This is a genomic window from Polaribacter staleyi, from assembly GCF_038024045.1.
GTDB lineage: Bacteria > Bacteroidota > Bacteroidia > Flavobacteriales > Flavobacteriaceae > Polaribacter > Polaribacter butkevichii.
On record NZ_CP150665.1, the window covers coordinates 3,855,053 to 3,875,296 of the forward strand.

The 20,244-nt window shown below is 32.2% G+C and carries 11 protein-coding genes; all 11 read left to right on the forward strand.

What is annotated here, in order from left to right; all coding sequences use genetic code 11:
• Window positions 1-21: 21 nt before the first annotated feature.
• The 11 genes from WHD07_RS16050 (at window position 22) to WHD07_RS16100 (ending at window position 20,066) form a co-directional block, all read left to right on the forward strand.
• Window positions 22-2,160: a glycosyl hydrolase gene (locus WHD07_RS16050; protein WP_343329202.1), complete on the forward strand. Its 2,139-nt coding sequence runs from the start codon at window positions 22-24 to the stop codon at window positions 2,158-2,160.
• Between the two features lie 318 nt (window positions 2,161-2,478).
• On the forward strand, window positions 2,479-4,098 hold the full coding sequence (locus tag WHD07_RS16055; protein ID WP_343329203.1) for a T9SS type A sorting domain-containing protein: 1,620 nt from the start codon (window positions 2,479-2,481) through the stop codon (window positions 4,096-4,098).
• A 348-nt stretch (window positions 4,099-4,446) separates the two neighbouring features.
• Window positions 4,447-7,047, forward strand: a complete 2,601-nt coding sequence (locus WHD07_RS16060) for a fibronectin type III domain-containing protein (RefSeq protein WP_343329204.1) — start codon at window positions 4,447-4,449, stop codon at window positions 7,045-7,047.
• A 10-nt stretch (window positions 7,048-7,057) separates the two neighbouring features.
• The gene (locus tag WHD07_RS16065) at window positions 7,058-8,629 is read left to right on the forward strand and encodes an arylsulfatase (protein ID WP_343329205.1); all 1,572 of its coding nucleotides are present in this window, start codon (window positions 7,058-7,060) and stop codon (window positions 8,627-8,629) included.
• A gap of 36 nt (window positions 8,630-8,665) precedes the next feature.
• The gene (locus WHD07_RS16070; RefSeq protein WP_343329206.1) at window positions 8,666-10,579 is read left to right on the forward strand and encodes a glycoside hydrolase family 97 protein; all 1,914 of its coding nucleotides are present in this window, start codon (window positions 8,666-8,668) and stop codon (window positions 10,577-10,579) included.
• A 57-nt stretch (window positions 10,580-10,636) separates the two neighbouring features.
• A complete protein-coding gene (locus WHD07_RS16075) occupies window positions 10,637-12,043 on the forward strand; it encodes a sialate O-acetylesterase (protein ID WP_343329207.1) in 1,407 nt (468 codons plus the stop codon).
• 40 nt (window positions 12,044-12,083) lie between these two features.
• Window positions 12,084-13,721, forward strand: coding sequence for a sulfatase (locus WHD07_RS16080; RefSeq protein ID WP_343329208.1), 1,638 nt, complete (start codon window positions 12,084-12,086; stop codon window positions 13,719-13,721).
• 145 nt (window positions 13,722-13,866) lie between these two features.
• Window positions 13,867-14,919 carry an alpha-L-fucosidase gene (locus WHD07_RS16085; protein ID WP_343329209.1) on the forward strand — a complete coding sequence of 351 codons (1,053 nt, stop codon included), beginning with the start codon at window positions 13,867-13,869 and terminating at the stop codon, window positions 14,917-14,919.
• A gap of 284 nt (window positions 14,920-15,203) precedes the next feature.
• Window positions 15,204-17,777 (forward strand): glycoside hydrolase family 2 protein, encoded by a 2,574-nt coding sequence (locus WHD07_RS16090; protein ID WP_343329210.1) that lies wholly within the window; start codon window positions 15,204-15,206, stop codon window positions 17,775-17,777.
• 14 nt (window positions 17,778-17,791) lie between these two features.
• Window positions 17,792-18,832, forward strand: a complete 1,041-nt coding sequence (locus WHD07_RS16095; RefSeq protein ID WP_343329211.1) for a family 43 glycosylhydrolase — start codon at window positions 17,792-17,794, stop codon at window positions 18,830-18,832.
• A 202-nt stretch (window positions 18,833-19,034) separates the two neighbouring features.
• Window positions 19,035-20,066, forward strand: coding sequence for a family 43 glycosylhydrolase (locus WHD07_RS16100; RefSeq protein WP_343329212.1), 1,032 nt, complete (start codon window positions 19,035-19,037; stop codon window positions 20,064-20,066).
• Window positions 20,067-20,244 lie beyond the last annotated feature (178 nt).

The following is a 20,244-nucleotide window of genomic DNA, read 5'->3' on the forward strand; positions in this document are numbered from 1 at the left end:
ATTAACCTAAAACTAAAAAAAATGAAAATTAAATTACTTTTCATAATTGTGCTATTTTTTACCATGAATACTTTTTCGCAAGGGAATACTTGCGGTAAAGTAGTAGAGGATACATTTGATACTCCGGGAGCTATATCAGGGGATTGGACAGAATACAACACTTCTGGAAAAGTTACCGTTGTGGATGGCCAGTTAAAGTTTAATCTAAAAAATGACACCCCTTCAGCATATCGAACTTTTACAGCAGTTTCAAATAATAGTTCTTGTTCTTTTGATGTTCAAGGAAGTCGTACTACTATGAATTTTCAGCTAGATTTAGTCTCTTCTGACGGAAAGTATATTGCTAGTATTGCCTTGGGTAAGGCAACAACAGATATAAAATATGCAACTGAAATGGTAAGTGCAATACCGGGTACTTATATTGCTGGAGTTATAGGAGCCGCTAAGTTTGCTAAGAATAAGAATTATTCTCTATCGATGTATGTTGATTTTGAGAACCAGACAGTAGATTTTTATAATGATGGAGTGTTAACATTAGAGGATATTCCATTTTTAGAGCCAACTACTAATTTTGCTAAAGTTGATACAAAACTACTGTATATGTACAGTAATTCTGGAACAGTTTTGCTAGATAATTTAACTGTTGTAGAAGCTAATGAAGCTAGAATAGCATTGTCTAATGCTATTGAAGCATCTCAAAAGGCAATTAATTCTGCAATTGTAGGTGATACATACAATCAATATCCACAATCTGCAGTTAATGATTTTCAATTAGCAATCACAAACGCAAATACAGTACTTGCTAATTGTGATGCAGCTTCAAGTGCAATAGATGCATCACTTTTAGAGCTTCAGGCAGCGCAAGACCTTTTTGAAACTACAAGAATAAATGATCCTGTACTTAAAATTTACAATGCCTATAATTTTGTTGGTGAAGCGCACGAAATGTATTGTGGGTATTACAACGGAACTTTAGGAGATTATGATGATTGGGCAGTTTCATTTACTTTAGATAAAGGGTATATGGTAACGTTTGCAGAGAATGTAAATGGTACAGGAGCTAGTAAAGTATATGTAGCAGCAGAGAATGATTTAAAAATTAACCTAACGGACGATTTAAAAAGTAAAGCCTCATTTATACGTGTTTCTCCTTGGTTTGATATCCATAAGAAAGGAATGGCTGGTAAAGGAGCAGATGTTATTCAAGAATTTGATAATTCATGGCATTATAACTGGAGTACTTCTGGTTCTGATATAGGAGATGCTAAATTTGTACCGAATCAATGGAGTGGAGGTTCTGTTGCAAATGCAATTAGTTTAGGTAACAGAATGGATATTGCGCATTATATGGCTTTTAATGAACCTGATGGTGCTGACCAAGCAAATATGACGGTAGATAAAGCTATCGAAAAGTACGAAGCAATGTTAGCTTCTGGTTTGCGTTTAGGTTCTCCTGCAAATAAAGACAATGCAAAAGGAGGTGTTTGGCGAGATGAATTTATGACCAAGGCTTTAGAAAAAGGATATCGTGTAGATTATATTGTGGTACACTATTATAAGAAGACATCTCCAACAAGTTTTTACAATTGGTTAAAAGCAATTCATGATAAATGGCAACGTCCTATTTGGATTAAAGAGTTTAATTATGGGGCTACTTGGACTGCTCAACCGGCTTCTAACGAAGCAGCAGGAGATGGGTTAAAGTCGTACATTAATATGTTAGATGATGCAAGCTTTGTAGAACGTTATTCTGTATTTACTTGGCAGCCAGATAAACCTATTTACTCTTTAATGAGTGTTCGTAATCCTGTAACTTTAAGTAGTTCTGGTATTATGTACAGAGATCATCAATCACCAATTGCCTATACACAAGAAGAGTATGAGCAAGGTGTACCATTATCTGTGGATGACAATTCGGTTTTATCTAAATTTTCGGTATTTCCAACCGTAATTACCAATGCTGTTTTTAACTGGTCGGTTTCCGAAGATATTAATAAAAAGAACATCAATATAGCTATTTACAATACAGCAGGACAATTGGTGAAAGAAGTACAAAACCCAAATTCTGCAGTAAATGTAAATAAGCTTTCTAGTGGTTTGTATTTTGTAAAAATCAATTCAGATTTAGGAAGTGTTACTAAAAAGATTATTATTGAATAACCTTTTCTTCTAACCTTTTTATTGTTTTAAGAATAAAAGATAAAACATAAATAAGACGAACTTAAATTAGAAAGTATGACGTTAAATTGTAGCAGCACCTTTATAGGGGGCTGCTATTTTTTGTTATAGTATATTTTGTTGTTTGTTTAAAAATAGTGTTATAGCTGCCATTAAGCAACAAATTGAACCCTTAAATGAGAATTTTAAATGAATAGAAAATGTTTTTTTTGTTAAAATCAGAATATAATATATTCACTCTTTTTTTTTCAATAAATAGATACTATTATGAAAAGAGAGAGCTTAATTAAAATAAAAAAAATGAAAATAAAAAACTACAAAATAATGTTTAAAAAAACAGTTCTTTTTTTGGCAATCTTTAGCTTTGGTTTTAGCTCGTTTAGCCAAAAGTATGTAAATGATATGGATTATGTTTTGGGAGATACAAAGCAGGCTTTTATTACCAATAAAATTACTACAGAAGAAAAGGCAGATAATCTTTTATTAGGGTTTAAAAATATGGGAGCTAATGGTATTCGTATTCCTATTTTTGGAAGAGGTTTAGACGGTGTAGATTTGAATCCTAACAAACCAATGTTTGATTATTTTTACGCAAAAGCCGTGGAGCAAGGTTTTCCAATTTTTGCAAATCCTGCACAAGGTGATGGAGGGCATAGAATAGCAAATAACAGACTTAATGGAAATGGTGCTAATGAAGGAGAAGAGGCTTCTGTTAATGGTGTTGAAGCTGCAACAGAAGAATTAATTGCAAGGATCATTGAGTTTTCTAATGAATATCCAGATTGTAAGTGGATTAATCCATTTAATGAAGACGGAAGAGCTACTAATAGTACTTGGAGTGTCAATCAAATCAATGAAATATATAAAAGACTTTATGAGCATGGTTTAAACGGAGCAGAATTAATAGGCCCTTGTACTTGGGGACTTCCTGCAGGAATAGATATGTTAAAGAATACAAATATTGCAGATTATATAACTGTGGCAACATCTCATAATTTAGGGTTTAATCATAGTCAATGGTCTACTTTTATCGCTTTGGCTAAGGCCGATGGTTTTCCTGTTTGGGACTCAGAAGTGAACCATAATGATGCAAAAGGTAACGGAACTCGCTTAGAAAAAGCAATTGAAAACAAAGTAGATGGCTTGGTTTTATACAATTCTTGGAACACAGTGAGTTTAACTACAGGTGCTATAAATGCTACAGGAGAAAAAGCAATGGCGCTTTACTTAAAGCCTGTAATTAACTTAGCGCTTGTGGGTACAGCAACACAATCATCCACAAACCCTTCATTTAACAAAGAAGCTTCTCTAGCTATTGATGATGATATTAATGGAAATTACGGAGGAGGATCTGTAACAGTAACAAATAATGAGGAAAACCCATGGTGGCAAGTAGATTTAGGTGCTGATAAAGTAATTGGAGATATTAAAGTATTTAATAGAACAGATGGATGTTGTAAAGCAAACATGTCAAACTTTACGGTGTCTGTTATAAGTGATGCAGGAGCAGAAGTTTTTTCAAAAACATTTACAAGTTTTCCAGACCCTTCGGTTATTATGAATGCCGGAAATGTAAAAGGAAGAATTGTTAAAGTACAATTAAATGCTACAGCTGCTTTAACGTTGGCGGAGGTTCAAGTTTTTCAGGGCGAAGAAAAGTTGTCTGTAAATGATACTAAAAGTATAAATGTAGATATTTATCCAAATCCGGTTTTAGATATTTTTACCATTTCTGCACCTGTTTCTACATTCAATCAATATGAAGTTTATAATATAAACGGACAACGAATTTTAAGTGATTCTGTTTCTAATAATACAGGAGAAGTTGAGGTTAACTTACAGCAGTTTTCAAAAGGTATTTATATGATAAAGTTAAACGGTGTTCAGTTTTCTAAAACATATAAGATTATTAAAGAGTAATTAAAAGACATTTTTAGATTTGGAAAACAGCATCTTTTTAAAGGTGCTGTTTTTTTATGTGTAAGAATAGATACTTAAGAAAGTGAATCTTCAATTTTAAAAATATTTTTTTTTCTATCATCACTATTTAGCTTAAACCTGTTTTTAAGTTGTTATTTGTTGAATCATAGGTTTTTAGGTTTGTTTGTTTGAATAGTGTGCAACATTTATATACCTCAAATGAGAAGCATATTGTTTATGTTGTTTCTATTTTTGAATAATATTCAAAGCTGAATTTAAGTTTCGATTATCTATGAACTGAAATTTGATTTATGGCTTATTGTTTTCAAAATAGTTTACTCAAAAAAAATGAATTTAAAAAAACTTGCTGTAGTACTTCTTATGAGTACATTTTTTCAAGTGTCTTTTTCACAAGAAAATAAAGGTGTCATAAACATTGATACAAAAAATGGGCATACCATTAAAATAGGTTCTAGTGGTTTTAATGTAAGAATTGCTGATAAAAGTTGGAGTTACTTACATCCAGATTTTAGAAAAGCTGTTCACGAATTAAAACCAGGTTGGTTGCGCTATTTTTCTGGTACAATGGGCGATGCTTTTAGTAGTGCAACAGGTCATTATGATTTAGATTATGCAATGATGTTTGATCATCCTAAATCTTATGAGAAAGGGTATCGATTTTTAGATATAAAAGGAGCACATCGAATTATAGATTTGTATCAATTATTAAGTGAAATTAATGGGAAGCTAGTAATTACTATTAATGGTTTTACAGAAACACCAGAAATGACGCGTGAACTTGCACGTTTTTGTAAAAATAATAATATTGAAGTCGCTACGTGGCAATTTTGTAACGAACCATATTTTTATGTACCACATAGAGAACGTTATTGGTGGAATAATGGGTATGATTATGCCGCAAAAATGAAACCTCATGCCGATGCTATTAAAGAAATTTATCCGGATGCATTTCTTGCTTTAAACAATACTTGGGATGGTATTTGGGGGTTTATGAAAGAAATAAATAACTATCAAAAAGAACAAGGTGCTTATTGGAATGTGTTTAGTAAACATTCGTACGCGCCACATACAGGTAAAAAAGAATCGGTAAAAAATGCCTGCCAAAGAGCCAATACCAAACTTTTAGAAGCTACTTCTGCAGCGGCAATGCAAGAAATAGAAGACTATACTTGGCAAGATGTGCCTATGGTTATTACCGAGTTTGGTGTGTGGAATAGACCTTTAAATGGTATTTATTCTAGTGTTTATAATATAGAATATGTAATGCGACAATTAAACCATACAAATACTTGGTATGTTGGTGCGCATGAAGTTAGTAGTAAATATAGTCCTAAAAAGAACTTTAATAAAGAAATTGAAGAAGCGTTTAAAAATGGAAAAGAGCTAAATACAGATGCGCTTTTAACAGGTATTAATAAGACATTAGAAGGAAAAGCGTATGAAATTTATCATGACGTAACCAATCATTCAGATTTTATTTTTGATTCAAAGGTGAGTAATGGTTTTGTAGCTCCAGGATTAAAAAAGGCTGTTGAAACTGGTTTTTACTCACAAGCGTATAGAGGAATAAATGGATATGATTATTTAGTATTTACAAACAGAACAAAAGAGTCTAAAGATTTTGATATTACAGTAGATGGTCATCAATTAAATAAAGAAATAGAAGTAAATTATATCTCTGCAGATTCATTAACGGTTCAGAATACAGAAATTAAAAAAGCAGTTTTTAATAATGGTAAAATCAACATTCCTTCTTTTAGCGTATCCGTTGCTAAATGGAAATCTAAATTGGTAACAAAACCTGCAAATCCTACTATTTATAAAGGCGATGTTTTACCAGAAAGCATTCAATTAACTTGGGGACCTTTAGAAAATGTGCAAAATTATACCGTTTATTATAATGATGTATCAAGTAACGTTTTAAAAGAAATTAAGGTGGATGCTAAAAAAACATCCATAGAAGTTAAAGGCTTAAAAAAAGGAGTTGTTTATAATTTTAAAATGAGTGCAGAAAATGAACAAGGCATCAGTGATTTTTCGAATCAAATTTCAATAAAAAATAGCACACCAGAACAACCAGAAATATTTAAAATATCTCGAAGAAATAATACGGCTACTATTTTTTGGAAAAGTGTTGCAAATGCCATAGGATATAAAATTAAATACATCAACAAAAACACAGGTCAAGAGCATTTAGTAGAAGCTAATAATGTTTTTGGATACAGATTAAAAGGATTAAAATATGATGTTCCTTATGTTTTTTCTGTAGCGGCTTATAATGGAGTTGGATTTGGAAAGTTTTCTAAATCGAAAACAATTAGTTTGTCAGACAAAGTTCCTTTTAGTCCAAAAAATGTATCCGCCATTAAAGAAGCAGACGGAAGTGTAACTGTAAATTGGATAGAACAAGATTCAATTTTACCAGAAACAACCTATAATGTCTACAGAGGTGTCGAGTTGCACAAGTATCAAAAAATAGCAAGCGGAATTAAAACACCGCCTTTTAAAGATAATTCAATAGAAAAAGATATCGTTTATTTTTACACTGTAAAAGCAGAAACTTCTGCTGGCGAAAGTAATTTTTATCCGAATACAGCTACTTTATTAAGTTCAGAAGATGAATATTCTATCAAAATAAAGAATATTGAAAAACAAAAAAACGGTTATTTGTTAAAAGTAAAGTTTAAAAATATTTTATTAGATGGTGATTTCTCTTACGGAGTAGTTTTAGAAAACATTTCTTATTTAACGGTTGAAGAAAATAAAATAGCGGGAACTAAATTCTCGCCTAAAACACATACTTTCGAGGTTTTTATTCCGAATTCGGCATTAGATAAAAAATCTAAATATGCTTTAAAAGCATTTGTAAATACAAACGGGAAAAACCTATTTAGTAAATTACCTCATAGAAATATTAAAACAGATTAAATTTATCAAAATGAAAAAAATTCTTTTTTTATTAATTATAGTAATTTCAACTTCTTGCAATACTAGTAAGCAAGTAAGTGTTAATAATAAGGTAACAAAAAGTGAAGCTCCTAATATCATTTATATTCTTGCTGATGATTTAGGGTATGGAGATGTAAGTAGTTTTCATCCAGAGAGTAAAATACCAACTGTAAATTTAGACAAAATGGCTTCTAATGGCGTAATGTTTACAGATGCTCATACATCTTCTGCTGTTTGTACACCAACAAGATATGGTATTTTAACAGGTCGTTATAACTGGAGAAGTCGTTTAAAAAGTGGAGTTTTAGGTGGGTATTCAAAATCATTAATTACACCAGACAGAACCACCGTTGCAGATGTACTTAAAAACCAAGGTTATAAAACTGCTTATATTGGTAAATGGCATATGGGTTGGGATTGGGCTTTTAATGGCGAGCCAAAAGAAACCATCAATAATTTACACACAATTCAGGATGTAGATTATACAAAACCCATTCAAAACGGGCCATCAACACATGGTTTCGATTATTCGTTTGGTTTTTGTGGTTCTTTAGATATGCCGCCTTATGTATATGTAGAAAATGACATGCCAACAATGGTGCCTACAAAAATTACACAAAATAAAGATTCTAAAGGAGTGTGGAGAAAAGGCCCAACTTCAGATGATTTTGTACATCAAACGGTATTACAAGATTTAACAGATAGAGCTATTAATTATATAGGAGACAATGCTAACGGAAAGAAACCTTTCTTTTTGTATTTGCCTTTACCTGCACCTCATACACCAATTTTACCTTCGGATGAATTTTTAGGAAAAAGTAAAACCAATAAGTATGGCGATTTTGTAATGCAAGTAGATGATGTGGTTGGTCAAATTAGAAAAAAACTAAAAGCAATGGGTATTTCAGATAATACCTTGTTGGTTTTTACAAGTGATAATGGTTGTTCGCCAAAAGCAAATTTTAAAGAATTAGAAAAGTTTAATCACGATCCTAGTTATGTGTTTAGAGGAATGAAAGCAGACATTTATGAAGGAGGACATCATGTACCTTTTATTGTAGAATGGCCAAACCATGCATTAAAAAATACAAGTACCGATGTAACCATTGGTACAACAGATTTTTTTGCTACTTGTGCAGATATTGCTGGGTATAAAATGAAAGATTCAGAAGGAGAAGATAGTTACAGTATGTTGCCATTATTAACAGATAAGAAGGCAAAAGAGATTAGAGAATATATTGTGTATCACTCTATAAATGGTTCGTTTGCCATAAAACATGGCGATTATAAATTGTGTGTAGCGCAAGGCTCTGCAGGATGGAGTTATCCAAAACCTCAAGAGATAAGAAAGAAACATTTAGATTTACCTGCAATGCAATTATTTAACATTAAAGAAGATGTTGCAGAAACTAATAATTTAATTGCCAGCAACCCTAAAAAAGCAGCGGAATTAAAAGCAGCGTTAAAGAAAATTATTTTAGACGGAAGAAGTACTGAAGGAACCATTCAAACAAATGAAGGTATGGAAGGTTGGAAGCAAATAGCAATTATTGTTAATTAATAGCTGTTAAAAATAGACACAAAAAACCTAACAATAATGAATCTTATAAAATCAAAGAGGACTATTTTTTCATTTTTACTTGTAATTATTTTTTTAACAAATGCTTGTGTAAAAGAAGACAAGTTAAAACAAGTTAAATCTCCAGATGCATCCGTTCATATCAAATTAGAGGAAGTAGAAGGAAGTTTGGTATATCAATTATTTAAGCAAGAACAACTTATTGTAGATACTTCTGTAATCTCCATATTGCCTAATGTTTCTGCTAAAATAGTTAATGCAGAAATAAAAAAGGTAGATGAAAGCTGGAAACCAGTTTGGGGACAGTTTAGTAAAATTAAAAACGAGTATAATGAGCTTGTTTTAGATATTCTATTAGCTGATGTAAAAGCCAAATTATATGTTCGTGTTTTTAATAAAGGTGTAGGTTTTAGATATGAAATAGAAGGATTTAAAGAAGGAAGCGAAGCCACTTTTTATTGTGAATATAATTTAAGTAATACCAATGAATTGTTTTCACCAAACGGAGAAAATCCTCCTTTAGGACCAATTTCTATTGAAAGTCTAACAAAAGTTAAAAAACAACCAAGATTATTAACGCCTTTGGTGGTTAAAAATTCTGAAGATTCTTACGTATCATTATTGGAATCAGATTTATATATAGCTCCCCAATTTGGTACCATCAAATTTAAGTTTAATACAGCTAAAAATTTACTTGCAGCTACCAATAAAACCACATTAAAAGGTACAAAAGTAACCACGCCTTGGCGCGTAATTTTAGTTGAAGAAAAAATAGGCGATTTGGTTACCAATACGGTTCCACTTAATTTGGCAACTCCAAATCAAATAGAAGATACTTCTTGGATACAACCAGGCAAAGCACTTTGGGATTGGAGAGTGCATGATTATAAAACTGTAGATGGTTTTGTTTATGGAGTGGATACCGAAAGTTACATCAGATTTATTGATTTTGCTGCAGAAAAAAATATCAAGTATTTTTTAATTGATGCTCATTGGTATACAAAAACAACAAAAGGACATTTTGATATTACAGAAAAATTAGATTTAGATAAAGTATCTAAATATGCAAAAACAAAAGGTGTTAAGTTAATCTTGTATTACGATAGACATAAAGGTGATTTTGGTGATGATGAGTTGTTTTCTCATTTTGCTTCTTTGGGTATGAGTGGTATTAAATATGGTTTTATGGGAAATAACGTTGCTTTTACAAGTGATGCTATTCAGCAAAGTGCAAAAAATCATTTATTAGTAGATTTTCATGATTCTCCTGTTCCTTTTACGGGAATGGAAAGAACATTTCCTAATGCCATTACAAGAGAATATTGTCATGCACAACAAGATTCTAGAAAAGCCTTTACGCCAGAAACTTTTATTAAAATGGCATTAGTTAATGCAATTCAAGGTCCTTTAGACATGAATAATGGAAACTTCGATTTAATTGGTATTAATAAAGGAGATCGATTAAAAGGACCTAAAAAGAAAAATACATATTTTTCTACAGTAGCTTCAGAAGCAGCAAGAACATTGGTTATTTATAGCGGATTGGTTTGTTTGCCAGATGCACCAGAGGCGTATGCTAAAAAAGCAGATCTTTTTGAGTTCATTCAAAAAATGTCTGTAGGTAAATGGGATGAGAGTAGGGTTTTAAGTAGTAAACTAGACGATCATATTTCTACAGCAAGAAGATTTGGTGAAGAATGGTTTATTGGTTCTGTTGCTAGTAAAAAAGGAACTTCTTTAGATATTAATTTAGACTTTTTAGAGGAGGGTAAAAGTTATGCTGTTACGTATTATGAGGATACAAAAGATACACATGGTATGAACAACCCAGAAGCGTATCAAGTAAGAAAAGGGAACGTTAAAAAAGGAGCTATTGTAAAAGCTGTAATGGCTCCAGGAGGCGGACATTGTATGTGGATTAGACCCATGTAAAATCATCTTTAATTAATTTAATGAATGAGAATTCTAATCAAACAAAACACACTTAAAATGAAACAAGTATTATTTAAAATTGTATTTTTTATTACACTGATTGTTGGAATTCAAAATCAATTTGCGCAAACAAAGTTACCTTCAATTTTATCGGATAATATGTTGTTGCAACAAGCTACAGACGTAAAAATTTGGGGTTGGGATGCACCAGGGCAAAGTGTTACTGTAAATCCTTCTTGGACAAAATCAGTAAAAACCCTTACCAATAATGAAGGTAAATGGCAGGTATTTGTTGCCACGCCAAAAGCAGGAAAAACGGGAAAATTAAAAATAAGTGGTTCCACAAAATTAACCATAAATAATATTTTATTCGGAGAAGTTTGGTTGTGTTCTGGTCAATCTAATATGGAAAGACAATTGGGGTTTCGTAATAATCAAAAACCAATTGTAAATTTTTATGAAGAATCGCTAAAAGCAAATCATCCTAACATTCGTATGTTTTCAGTTAAAAAGAAAAAATCAACTACGCCATTAGAAGATTGTGAAGGAGAATGGGTAGTATGTTCACCCGAAACGGTTTTAAAGTTCTCGGCAGTAGGTTATTTTTATGGAGAAAGATTATCTAAAAAATTAAAAATGCCAGTTGGTTTAATTCAATCTGCATGGGGAGGAACTAGAGTAGAACCATGGACACCGAAGGAAGGCGTTGAAAAAGCTGCTTTAGAAAACGGAGGACAAAAGAAATTTTCGAACCTATACAATGGTATGATTTCGCCTTTAATCAATTATAAAATAAAAGGGGCAATTTGGTATCAAGGAGAATCTAATGTTAAAAATTGGAAAGCATATAAAACGCTTTTTCCAAATATGATTTCTAGTTGGAGAGATAAATGGAATATTGGTAATTTTCCTTTTTACTTTGTGCAAATAGCACCTTATAATTATCCAGATAAATTTGCGGTACCACAAATAGTAGAAGCGCAATTAGAAGCTTTAAAATTAGAAAATACAGGTGTTGCAGGTACGCAAGATATTGGTGCTATTTATGATATTCATCCACCTCAAAAAAAAGAAGTTGGTCGTAGATTAAGTTTAGTTGCTTTGCACAATACCTATGGTAAAAGTGAGGTTGTCTATGCAGGACCTTCTTTAAAATCGTATAAAACAGAAGGACAAAATTTAGTTATTAATTTTGATACACCTGGTTCTACATTACATTCGGTTGGCGGTAATATGGGCAAAATTCCATCATTTTATATTGCTGGCGAAAACAAAATTTTTCATAAAGCACAGGTAAAACAAGACGGAAATACAATTATTTTAAGTTCACCTAAAGTAAATAAACCTGTTGCAGCAAGATATATCTGGGCTAACAATGCCAATGGTACGCTTTACAACAAGCTAGGTTTACCTGCATTACCTTTTAGAACAGATACTTGGGATGAAGTGCTTTATGAAGAATAAATGATTAACAAGAACAACAAATAATAAAAACTATACATAAATGAAATACATTAACACTAATTTTATATTTCAAAAAACAATCTTATTATCAGTTATAGGTTTGTTTATAGCTTGTAATTCTACACCTAAAACGGATAAAACAGCAGAAGTTACAGTGCCAAAAAAACCGAACGTCTTATTTATTTTGGTAGATGATTTAGGCTACGCAGATTTAAGTATTATGGGAAGTAAGTTTTACGAAACTCCTAATATCGATAAAATTGCCAAAGCGGGTACTGTTTTTACAGACGGATACGCAGCATGTACAGTTTGTAGTCCGTCTAGAGCAAGTTTAATGACCGGGCAATATCCTGCAAGACATGGAATTACTCAGTTTGAAGGAAATAGAAATTATGGACAAGCTTGGAAAGATCGTAAACGTTATACCAAATTATTACCACCAAAATATAGTGATCATTTAGATACCAAGACAACTACAATAGCAGAAGCTTTTAAAGAAAATGGATACACTACTTTCTTTGCAGGTAAATGGCATTTAGGAGGTAAAGAACAAGGATCATTACCTACAGATCATGGTTTCGATATTAATATTGGTGGATACAATGCAGGAGGTCCAAGTGGAGGATATTTTTCTCCATATAAAAATCCGTATTTACCAAACTTACCAGAAGAAAAAGGGCAGAATTTGTCTATGAAATTAGCTCAAGAAACGAGTAATTTTATTACAAAAAATAAGGATGATCATTTCTTTGCTTACCTTTCTTTTTATGCTGTTCACGGTCAAATACAAACAACCAAAGAAAAATGGACAAAGTATAGAAATAAAGCAGAAAAAATGGGAATCCATGAAACTGGTTTTGAAATGGAACGCGTTTTACCTGCTAGAAAATACCAAGATAACCCTGTTTATGCAGGTTTAATTGAACATGTAGATGAAGCTATTGGTACGGTAATGAAAACCTTAAAAGATTTAAACTTAGATAAAAATACCATTGTTGTTTTTACTTCGGATAATGGAGGGGTTACTTCTGGTGATAATTTTTCTACCAACCAATTAACTTTAAGAGGAGGAAAAGGTTACCAATGGGAAGGAGGAACGAGAGTTCCCTATTTTATTGATGTTCCTTGGATCAAACAAACAGGAGCAAGTATTGAAGTTCCTGTATCTGGGGTAGATTTATACCCAACATTATTAGATTTATCTGGTTTCCCTTTAAAACCAGAAGCGCATAAAGATGGTGTGAGTTTAAAACCACTTTTATTAGGAGAAAATATTGACGATAGACCATTGTATTGGCATTATCCTCATTATGGAAACCAAGGTGGTGAACCAAGTTCTATTATTAGAAAAGGAAAATGGAAATTGATTTATTATTGGGAAAATTTGAATGCTGAATTGTACAATTTAGAAACAGATTTAGGCGAACGTAATGATGTTGCAGCAAGTAATCCAGAAATTACAAAACAAATGCAAACGCAACTTTTAGATTGGTTGAAATCTATGGATACGCATTATGCAGAAGTAGATCCAGAATGGAATCAAGCTGCTCGTAAAAAATGGTTAGAAAGACAAAGAACTAAAACATTACCAGCACAAGAAAGACAACGTAAAAAAATGCTTTCTCCAGATTGGCAACCAAATAAAGATTGGTGGGGTAGTGAAGTAAATGTCAAATAATAAACTAAATAAAAAAATGATTAAGAAATTAAGTTTAGTACTGATGCTTAGTTTAGCTTTATGTTAGGCACAAGGGAAGCAGCAAATTACAACATAGAAACATTATTTTTTTTAAAATAAACGAATTGAAACTAGAAACAACTAAATGAAATTAAAAAAAATGAAAAATATATTATTAGTTTTTGTATTGTTACTTAGTACAATCACAGCAAATTGTCAGAAAGATTATACTAAAGAATCTAACGAAGATTTTACCGAGCGCATGAAATGGTTTAGCGATGCTAAATACGGTATGTTCATTCATTTTGGTCTGTACAGTCAACTTGGTGGAGAATGGAAAGGGAAAACTATTAATAAGTATTCTGAATGGATACAAGCCTATGCTGATATTAGCCCACAAGAATATGCCATGTTAACACATGCGTTCAACCCTACTGAATTTGATGCTGATTTTATTGTATCAACAGCAAAAAAAGCAGGAATGAAATATCTTGTTGTTACAACAAAACATCACGAAGGGTTTTGTTTATGGGATAGCAAATACACCAATTTTGATATAGCAAATACACCCTTTAAACGTGATATTATAAAAGAACTGGCAGATGCTTGCCGCAAGTACAACATCCACTTTGGTACTTATTACAGTATTATTGATTGGCATCACCCATCACAGGAAAGAAACTTAGATAAATCAGGAATCAATCGCTGGTCAAATATCCGAATGAAAACAGGTGAAAAACAGGAATATATTACTTACATGAAAAACCAAATTAAAGAACTTATAGAAAATTACGACACAGAAATGATCTGGTTTGATGCCGATTGGGTCTATTGGTGGGACATGAATTTAGGTATTGATTTATACAATTATATAAGAGAGTTAAAGCCAGAAATTATTATAAATAACAGGGTAGCGAAGAGAGATTTTTTTAAAAAGGATTTTGGAACTCCCGAACAGTTTCACCTTGAAAATAAGGTAGAGTATGAATGGGAGGCTTGCTATACCATAAATAATTCATGGGGCTATAAAAAAAGTGATAAGAACTGGAAAGATGCACAAGCCGTATATAATAAACTAATGGATATCAATGGAAAAGGAGGGAATCTTTTACTAAATGTTGGGCCTGATGAAAATGGAAAAATACCCAAAGCCTCTGTCGATATTTTATTGGAGGTTGGCAAAATGTTAAAGAAGTAATCAAAATATAATGTATTTGAAAAATGGATAAAGTCCAGTGCCTAACATTTTGTATAAGTAATGGCAGGTAAATCATTAATTATCAGTGTTTTTATCCCTATCAAGCTGCGTAGCGGTTTGACAGGAAAGTACCACACAATCTGCCACTACTCATACAATTTACCGTTATTCAAGTAAGGAGGAAAAAATAGTCTCATTAAAATGTAGTTATTTTTTTAGAATATAACAAGGTACTTTTATTGTGCTGTTTTTACCAAATGTATCTAGTAGTAAATAGAATAAATATGATGAAAAGTTTAATGATTTTTAGAAAATCAACCTTTAAAACTCCTTTTTTATTAGGTTTTTTATGTTTCATTGTTGCAAATTTTAGCTTTGCACAAAGCAATCAGAAAATAACATTAAATGGCAAATGGTCTTTTAAAACAGATCCTTATGCAGAAGGAGAATCTTCTAAATGGTTTACAGAAAAGGTAAATACTGCTTCTTGGGATACTATGATGGTTCCTGGAAACTGGGATTTGATAAATGAGTATGCCGAATATGTTGGCGATGCATGGTACACAAGAACTTTTTCTATGGATGAACTAAAAAGTTCAGAACAAGTACGTTTGGTTTTTCAATCTGTTTATAACGATGCTAAAGTTTGGGTAAATGGGCATTTAGTTGGTGAAAATGATTTAGGCTTTTTACCTTTTCATTTTGATATTACGCAGTATCTAAAACCTGGCGCCGAAAACAGATTAACCGTATTGGTTAATAACGTTTTTAAAACTGGAGCCATGTGGAATTGGGGAGGAATTAGAAGACCTGTTTGGTTAGAGTTAACGCCTAAAACGCGTATCGAATTTCAGCATATAGATGCTGTTCCAGACTTAAATAAAGGAACGGCTCAATTAGGTGTAAAAATTGTGAGTAGCAATTCTAGCAACACACCTAAAAAAGTACTGTTTAATATCAATATTAAACATAACGGAAAGGTAGTGGCAAAAGGGAAAGTAAAAGCCACAATTCCTGCAAATACCAATAGACATATTGTAAACTGGTCTTATAAGTTGCCAAAATCTAAAGTAAATTTATGGCATTTTGACTTTCCTAATTTATACGAATCTACGGTTACCTTATCAGAAAATAAAGAAATTTTACATACAAATTCGGATAGATTTGGTATTCGAAAATTAGAAATAGATGGTTTAAAATTACTCTTAAATGGAGAAAGTATTAGACCTGTTGGGTTTAATGTGATACCAGAAGATCGATTTACAGGAAATACGCTGCCTTTTGAACGTATTAAAGAAGATGTAGATTTAATGAAAAGTTTGGGTGCAAATATGGCACGTTTAAGTCATGTAAATTTACCAAAGGAGTACATCGATTATTTGGATGAAAAAGGAATTCTAATTTTTGAAGAAGTAGGGCTTTGGGGAAAAGATATTTTAGTAGATCCAGCACACCCAAAACCAAAAGAATGGTTGCAACGAATCATCGAAAATAATTATAATCACCCAGCAATTGTAGGGTGGAGTGTAGGTAATGAATTGGGTACGGCGTCTAAAAACCCAAAAGTAAATGCGTATGTAAAAGGAGCTATAGAAATGGCAGAGAAATTAGATCCAAATAGAATAGCAGTTTGTGTGTCTAATTCGGCTAATAATTCACCAAAAGAAGCAACTATGTATGCAGATTTAGCCATGTTAAATGGGTATCAGAATTGGGGTAAAAAAGTGGATGGTACTTGGAAAAATCATAAGAAACCCATTTTTATGTCTGAGTTTGGTAAAGAACTAAATTCTGAAGACCCAAGTTTAGGAGATATTCCTGCCGAAAAAATGATGAATGAGCTACGAAACAAAGAATATGTTTTAGGGGGTTCTTTATGGGCATTTAACGATTATAGAAGTACGTATCATGGTAAAGATGGATGGAAAACACCTCCGTCACAAAATAGAGCATGGGGAATTGTAACTTCTTTTAGAGATAAGAAAAAGGGCTTTTATAGTATTCAAAAAGAATTTAGCCCAATAAGAAATTTGAATGTATCGAATTTAAAAATAGCAGAAGGAAAGGCAAAAGTGACCATTCAGCCAAGAACAAAATTAGACATTCCTGCAAATGTATTGAGAAACTATAAGGTACAGTACACGCTATTTAATTCTGATTTTAAGGCTGTTGAAACAAAATCACGAGTGGTTAAAACCATATTCCCGGGAGACAACGCATTTGATGTTTTCTTAAAATGGAATGCTAAAGAAAACATAAGTATGATAGAAGTTAGTTTCTTAGATCCACAAGGATATAAAGTTCATACAGATCTTATTAAGTTTCAGGTTCCTGAGCAACCTGTTATCACATTTGCCAATACAGCAAACAGTGGTATTCGTGTTTTTTATGATAAAAGTAAAGATGCAGAGGCGTATTATGTTCGATATGAAAAAGACGGTTTGACTTTTAATACTAAGGAGACGACAAATAATTTTATTGATATTGAGAATAAAAAAATAAAACAAGGTCATGTTTGGAAATATCAACTGATTGCAGTCAACAATAAAGGAGAGAGTATTCCTTCTAAAACAAAAGAACTTACAAAAGATGAAGATGAATTGCCTCCAATTATTTGGAATACAAAACATACTGAGAATGGTGTTTTTATAGCTTTTACGGTCTCTCCAGACGATTATTTGTATGAAGTAGTTTACGGCACGAGTTCTAATACTTATGAAAGAAAATTAACAACCAAAGTACAGGGTGTTTTGAATATTCCTAATATTAAAAAAGGTACTCCAGTTTATTTTAAAATGAGAGTTATCAAACAATGGGGATTTGCTAGTGAGTGGACGCAAGAGTTAAAAAGTGAGTAAAAACTTGAAGTAGCATGAATTTAATAAAAACAATTTTAGGTAGTTTCTTGTTGATGATGTTTGGTGGTCAATCTGTAATCGCGCAGCAAAATCAAACAGAAATAAAACCTGCACAACAATGGTTAGATGCCAACGGAAAAAATATCAATGCTCATGGAGGTGGTGTTATTTTTTATGAAGGTGTTTACTATTGGTACGGAGAGCATAAATTAGAAGGAAAATCAGAAGCTCAATTTGCCGATGGAGGCATCCATTGTTATTCTTCTACAGACTTAACAAACTGGAAAGATGAAGGTCTTGTTTTAAGTGTAGATTATAAAGATGAAAAACACGATCTTGCTTATGGATGTATTTTAGAAAGACCTAAAGTGGTTTACAACACTAAAAACAAAGAGTTTGTGGCGTACTTTAAATTGTATTTAAAAGGAGTTGGGTATGATAGTAATTATGTTGGTGTAGCGGTTGCAAATAAACCATCAGGTCCATTTGTTTATCATCATAAGTTTAGAGGTGGAGGATCGCCCAAAGGCTCTGGTGATTTTTCTATGTATAAAGATGATGACAATATGCTGTATCATTTAGCAGTGCGTAAACCAGACAAGGCATTTGTAATCGGAAAAATGGATGCTGATTACTATTTTCCAGAAGGAGATTATCAAGTTTGTAAAGGTGTAAAACTACATACAGAAGCACCTGCAATTATCAAAAGAAACGGAGTATATCACATGTTAGGGTCGGGCTCAAAAGGTTGGAATCCTAATCCTGCTCGTTATCATACTACCAAAAATATTTTAGGAACATGGACTTTTCATGGAAATCCTTGTTATGGATTTAATCCTGTAGATAGTTTAGGCATGGATAAAACTTTTGGAGGACAAGCATCGTATATAATCCCTGTTCAGGGAAAGAAAGATGCTTACATTGCTATGTTTGATATTTGGAAACCCAAGAACCCAATATCAGGAAGGTATATTTGGTTACCTATTGATTTTTCTGGAGGAAAAATGGCTATTTCATGGTTAGATCATTGGAAAACAGCTGTTTTTGATAAATAATTAGCAAATATTTATAAGTGTAACCCTAATCCGTTTTGCATTTTGATTCTAAAATGTCAGTTTGAATGATTTTGAGGCACGAAAAATTATATCGAGAACAATTTAATAACTTAAAAATCTTATTCTCGATACAAATTTCACTCGAATTGACAGAATTTTATCAAAATGGACAACAGGTAAGTTTAATATAAAATATAATCAAATGAAATTTAAAATATTGGTCATGTTTTTGGTCAGTGTATCCATGATGCAAATTGCTGCTCAAAACAAAAATAATCAAAAAATAGTATCAGGTAAGTTATGGTTTGATAGCAAAGGAGAAAGGATAAATGCCCATGGAGGTTGTGTTATTTTTCATGACGGAATTTATTACTGGTATGGAGAACATAAAGAAAAAGGACTCTCTGAAAAAGAGCATGCCGATGCAGGGGTTCATTGTTATGCCTCTACAAATTTAGTAGATTGGCACGATCAAGGTATGGTATTGAGCTTAACCAAAAAAGATAGTTTAAGCGATTTAGCTTTTGATGCGAACCAAGACCGCCCTAAAGTAGTGTATAATAATAAAACGAAAAAATTTGTTTTATTTTTTAAACTCTATATCCGTAAACATGGTTCAAAAACTGCTTTTGTTGGGGTTGCTGTTTCTCAAAGTCCATCAGGGCCTTTTAATTATAGGCATAAATTTCTAGGAGGAAATTCGCCTAATGGAACTGGTGATTTTGCAATGTTTCAAGACACAAATGATGAATTATACCATATAACTGTTAGAAAACCAGATAAAAAATTAGTAATAGGTAAAATGAGAGACGATTACTTATTACCAGAAGGAACGTACCAAATAGCTAAAGGTATTACCAAGCATACAGAAGCTCCTGCGGTATTTAAAAAAGAGGGTACTTATCATATGTTAGCGTCCGGCAGTACTGGTTGGTCAGCAAACCCTGCAAGATATTTTACAAGTACATCTCTTTATGGGCCTTGGGAGTATCAAGGGAATCCGTGTTTTGGTACAAACCCCAATAATAATTTAGGTCCAGAAAAAACGTATGGAGGTCAGTCTACATTTATCATACCATATCAAGGAAAAAAGGATGCCTTTATTGCTTTTTTCGACATAAATAAACCGAATCATCCTTATGATAATTTATATATATGGTTACCAATTGATTTTACAAATAATAAAATGACTATCAATTGGATTGATTCATGGGATTTAGATTATTTTAAATAGTGATTTTTACTACATCGTAGCATTTTAAAGTACTTTTTAGATGTATTAGGTTTGGGTGATTTTGTCTGTTTTTTATAAAAGATAGACAAAATCACCCATTTTTATTGTCAAAATGACCCCATTTGATGTGTAAGGAAGAAGTAGTTTTATGTTTTTAAAAACTTTTTGAATTAGCACC

Coding starts and splice junctions, on each gene's coding strand:
- WHD07_RS16050 (WP_343329202.1), top strand. CDS start 22: ATGAAAATTAAATTACTTTTCATAATTGTGCTATTTTTTACCATGAAT.
- WHD07_RS16055 (WP_343329203.1), top strand. CDS start 2,479: ATGAAAATAAAAAACTACAAAATAATGTTTAAAAAAACAGTTCTTTTT.
- WHD07_RS16060 (WP_343329204.1), top strand. CDS start 4,447: ATGAATTTAAAAAAACTTGCTGTAGTACTTCTTATGAGTACATTTTTT.
- WHD07_RS16065 (WP_343329205.1), top strand. CDS start 7,058: ATGAAAAAAATTCTTTTTTTATTAATTATAGTAATTTCAACTTCTTGC.
- WHD07_RS16070 (WP_343329206.1), top strand. CDS start 8,666: ATGAATCTTATAAAATCAAAGAGGACTATTTTTTCATTTTTACTTGTA.
- WHD07_RS16075 (WP_343329207.1), top strand. CDS start 10,637: ATGAAACAAGTATTATTTAAAATTGTATTTTTTATTACACTGATTGTT.
- WHD07_RS16080 (WP_343329208.1), top strand. CDS start 12,084: ATGAAATACATTAACACTAATTTTATATTTCAAAAAACAATCTTATTA.
- WHD07_RS16085 (WP_343329209.1), top strand. CDS start 13,867: ATGAAATTAAAAAAAATGAAAAATATATTATTAGTTTTTGTATTGTTA.
- WHD07_RS16090 (WP_343329210.1), top strand. CDS start 15,204: ATGATGAAAAGTTTAATGATTTTTAGAAAATCAACCTTTAAAACTCCT.
- WHD07_RS16095 (WP_343329211.1), top strand. CDS start 17,792: ATGAATTTAATAAAAACAATTTTAGGTAGTTTCTTGTTGATGATGTTT.
- WHD07_RS16100 (WP_343329212.1), top strand. CDS start 19,035: ATGAAATTTAAAATATTGGTCATGTTTTTGGTCAGTGTATCCATGATG.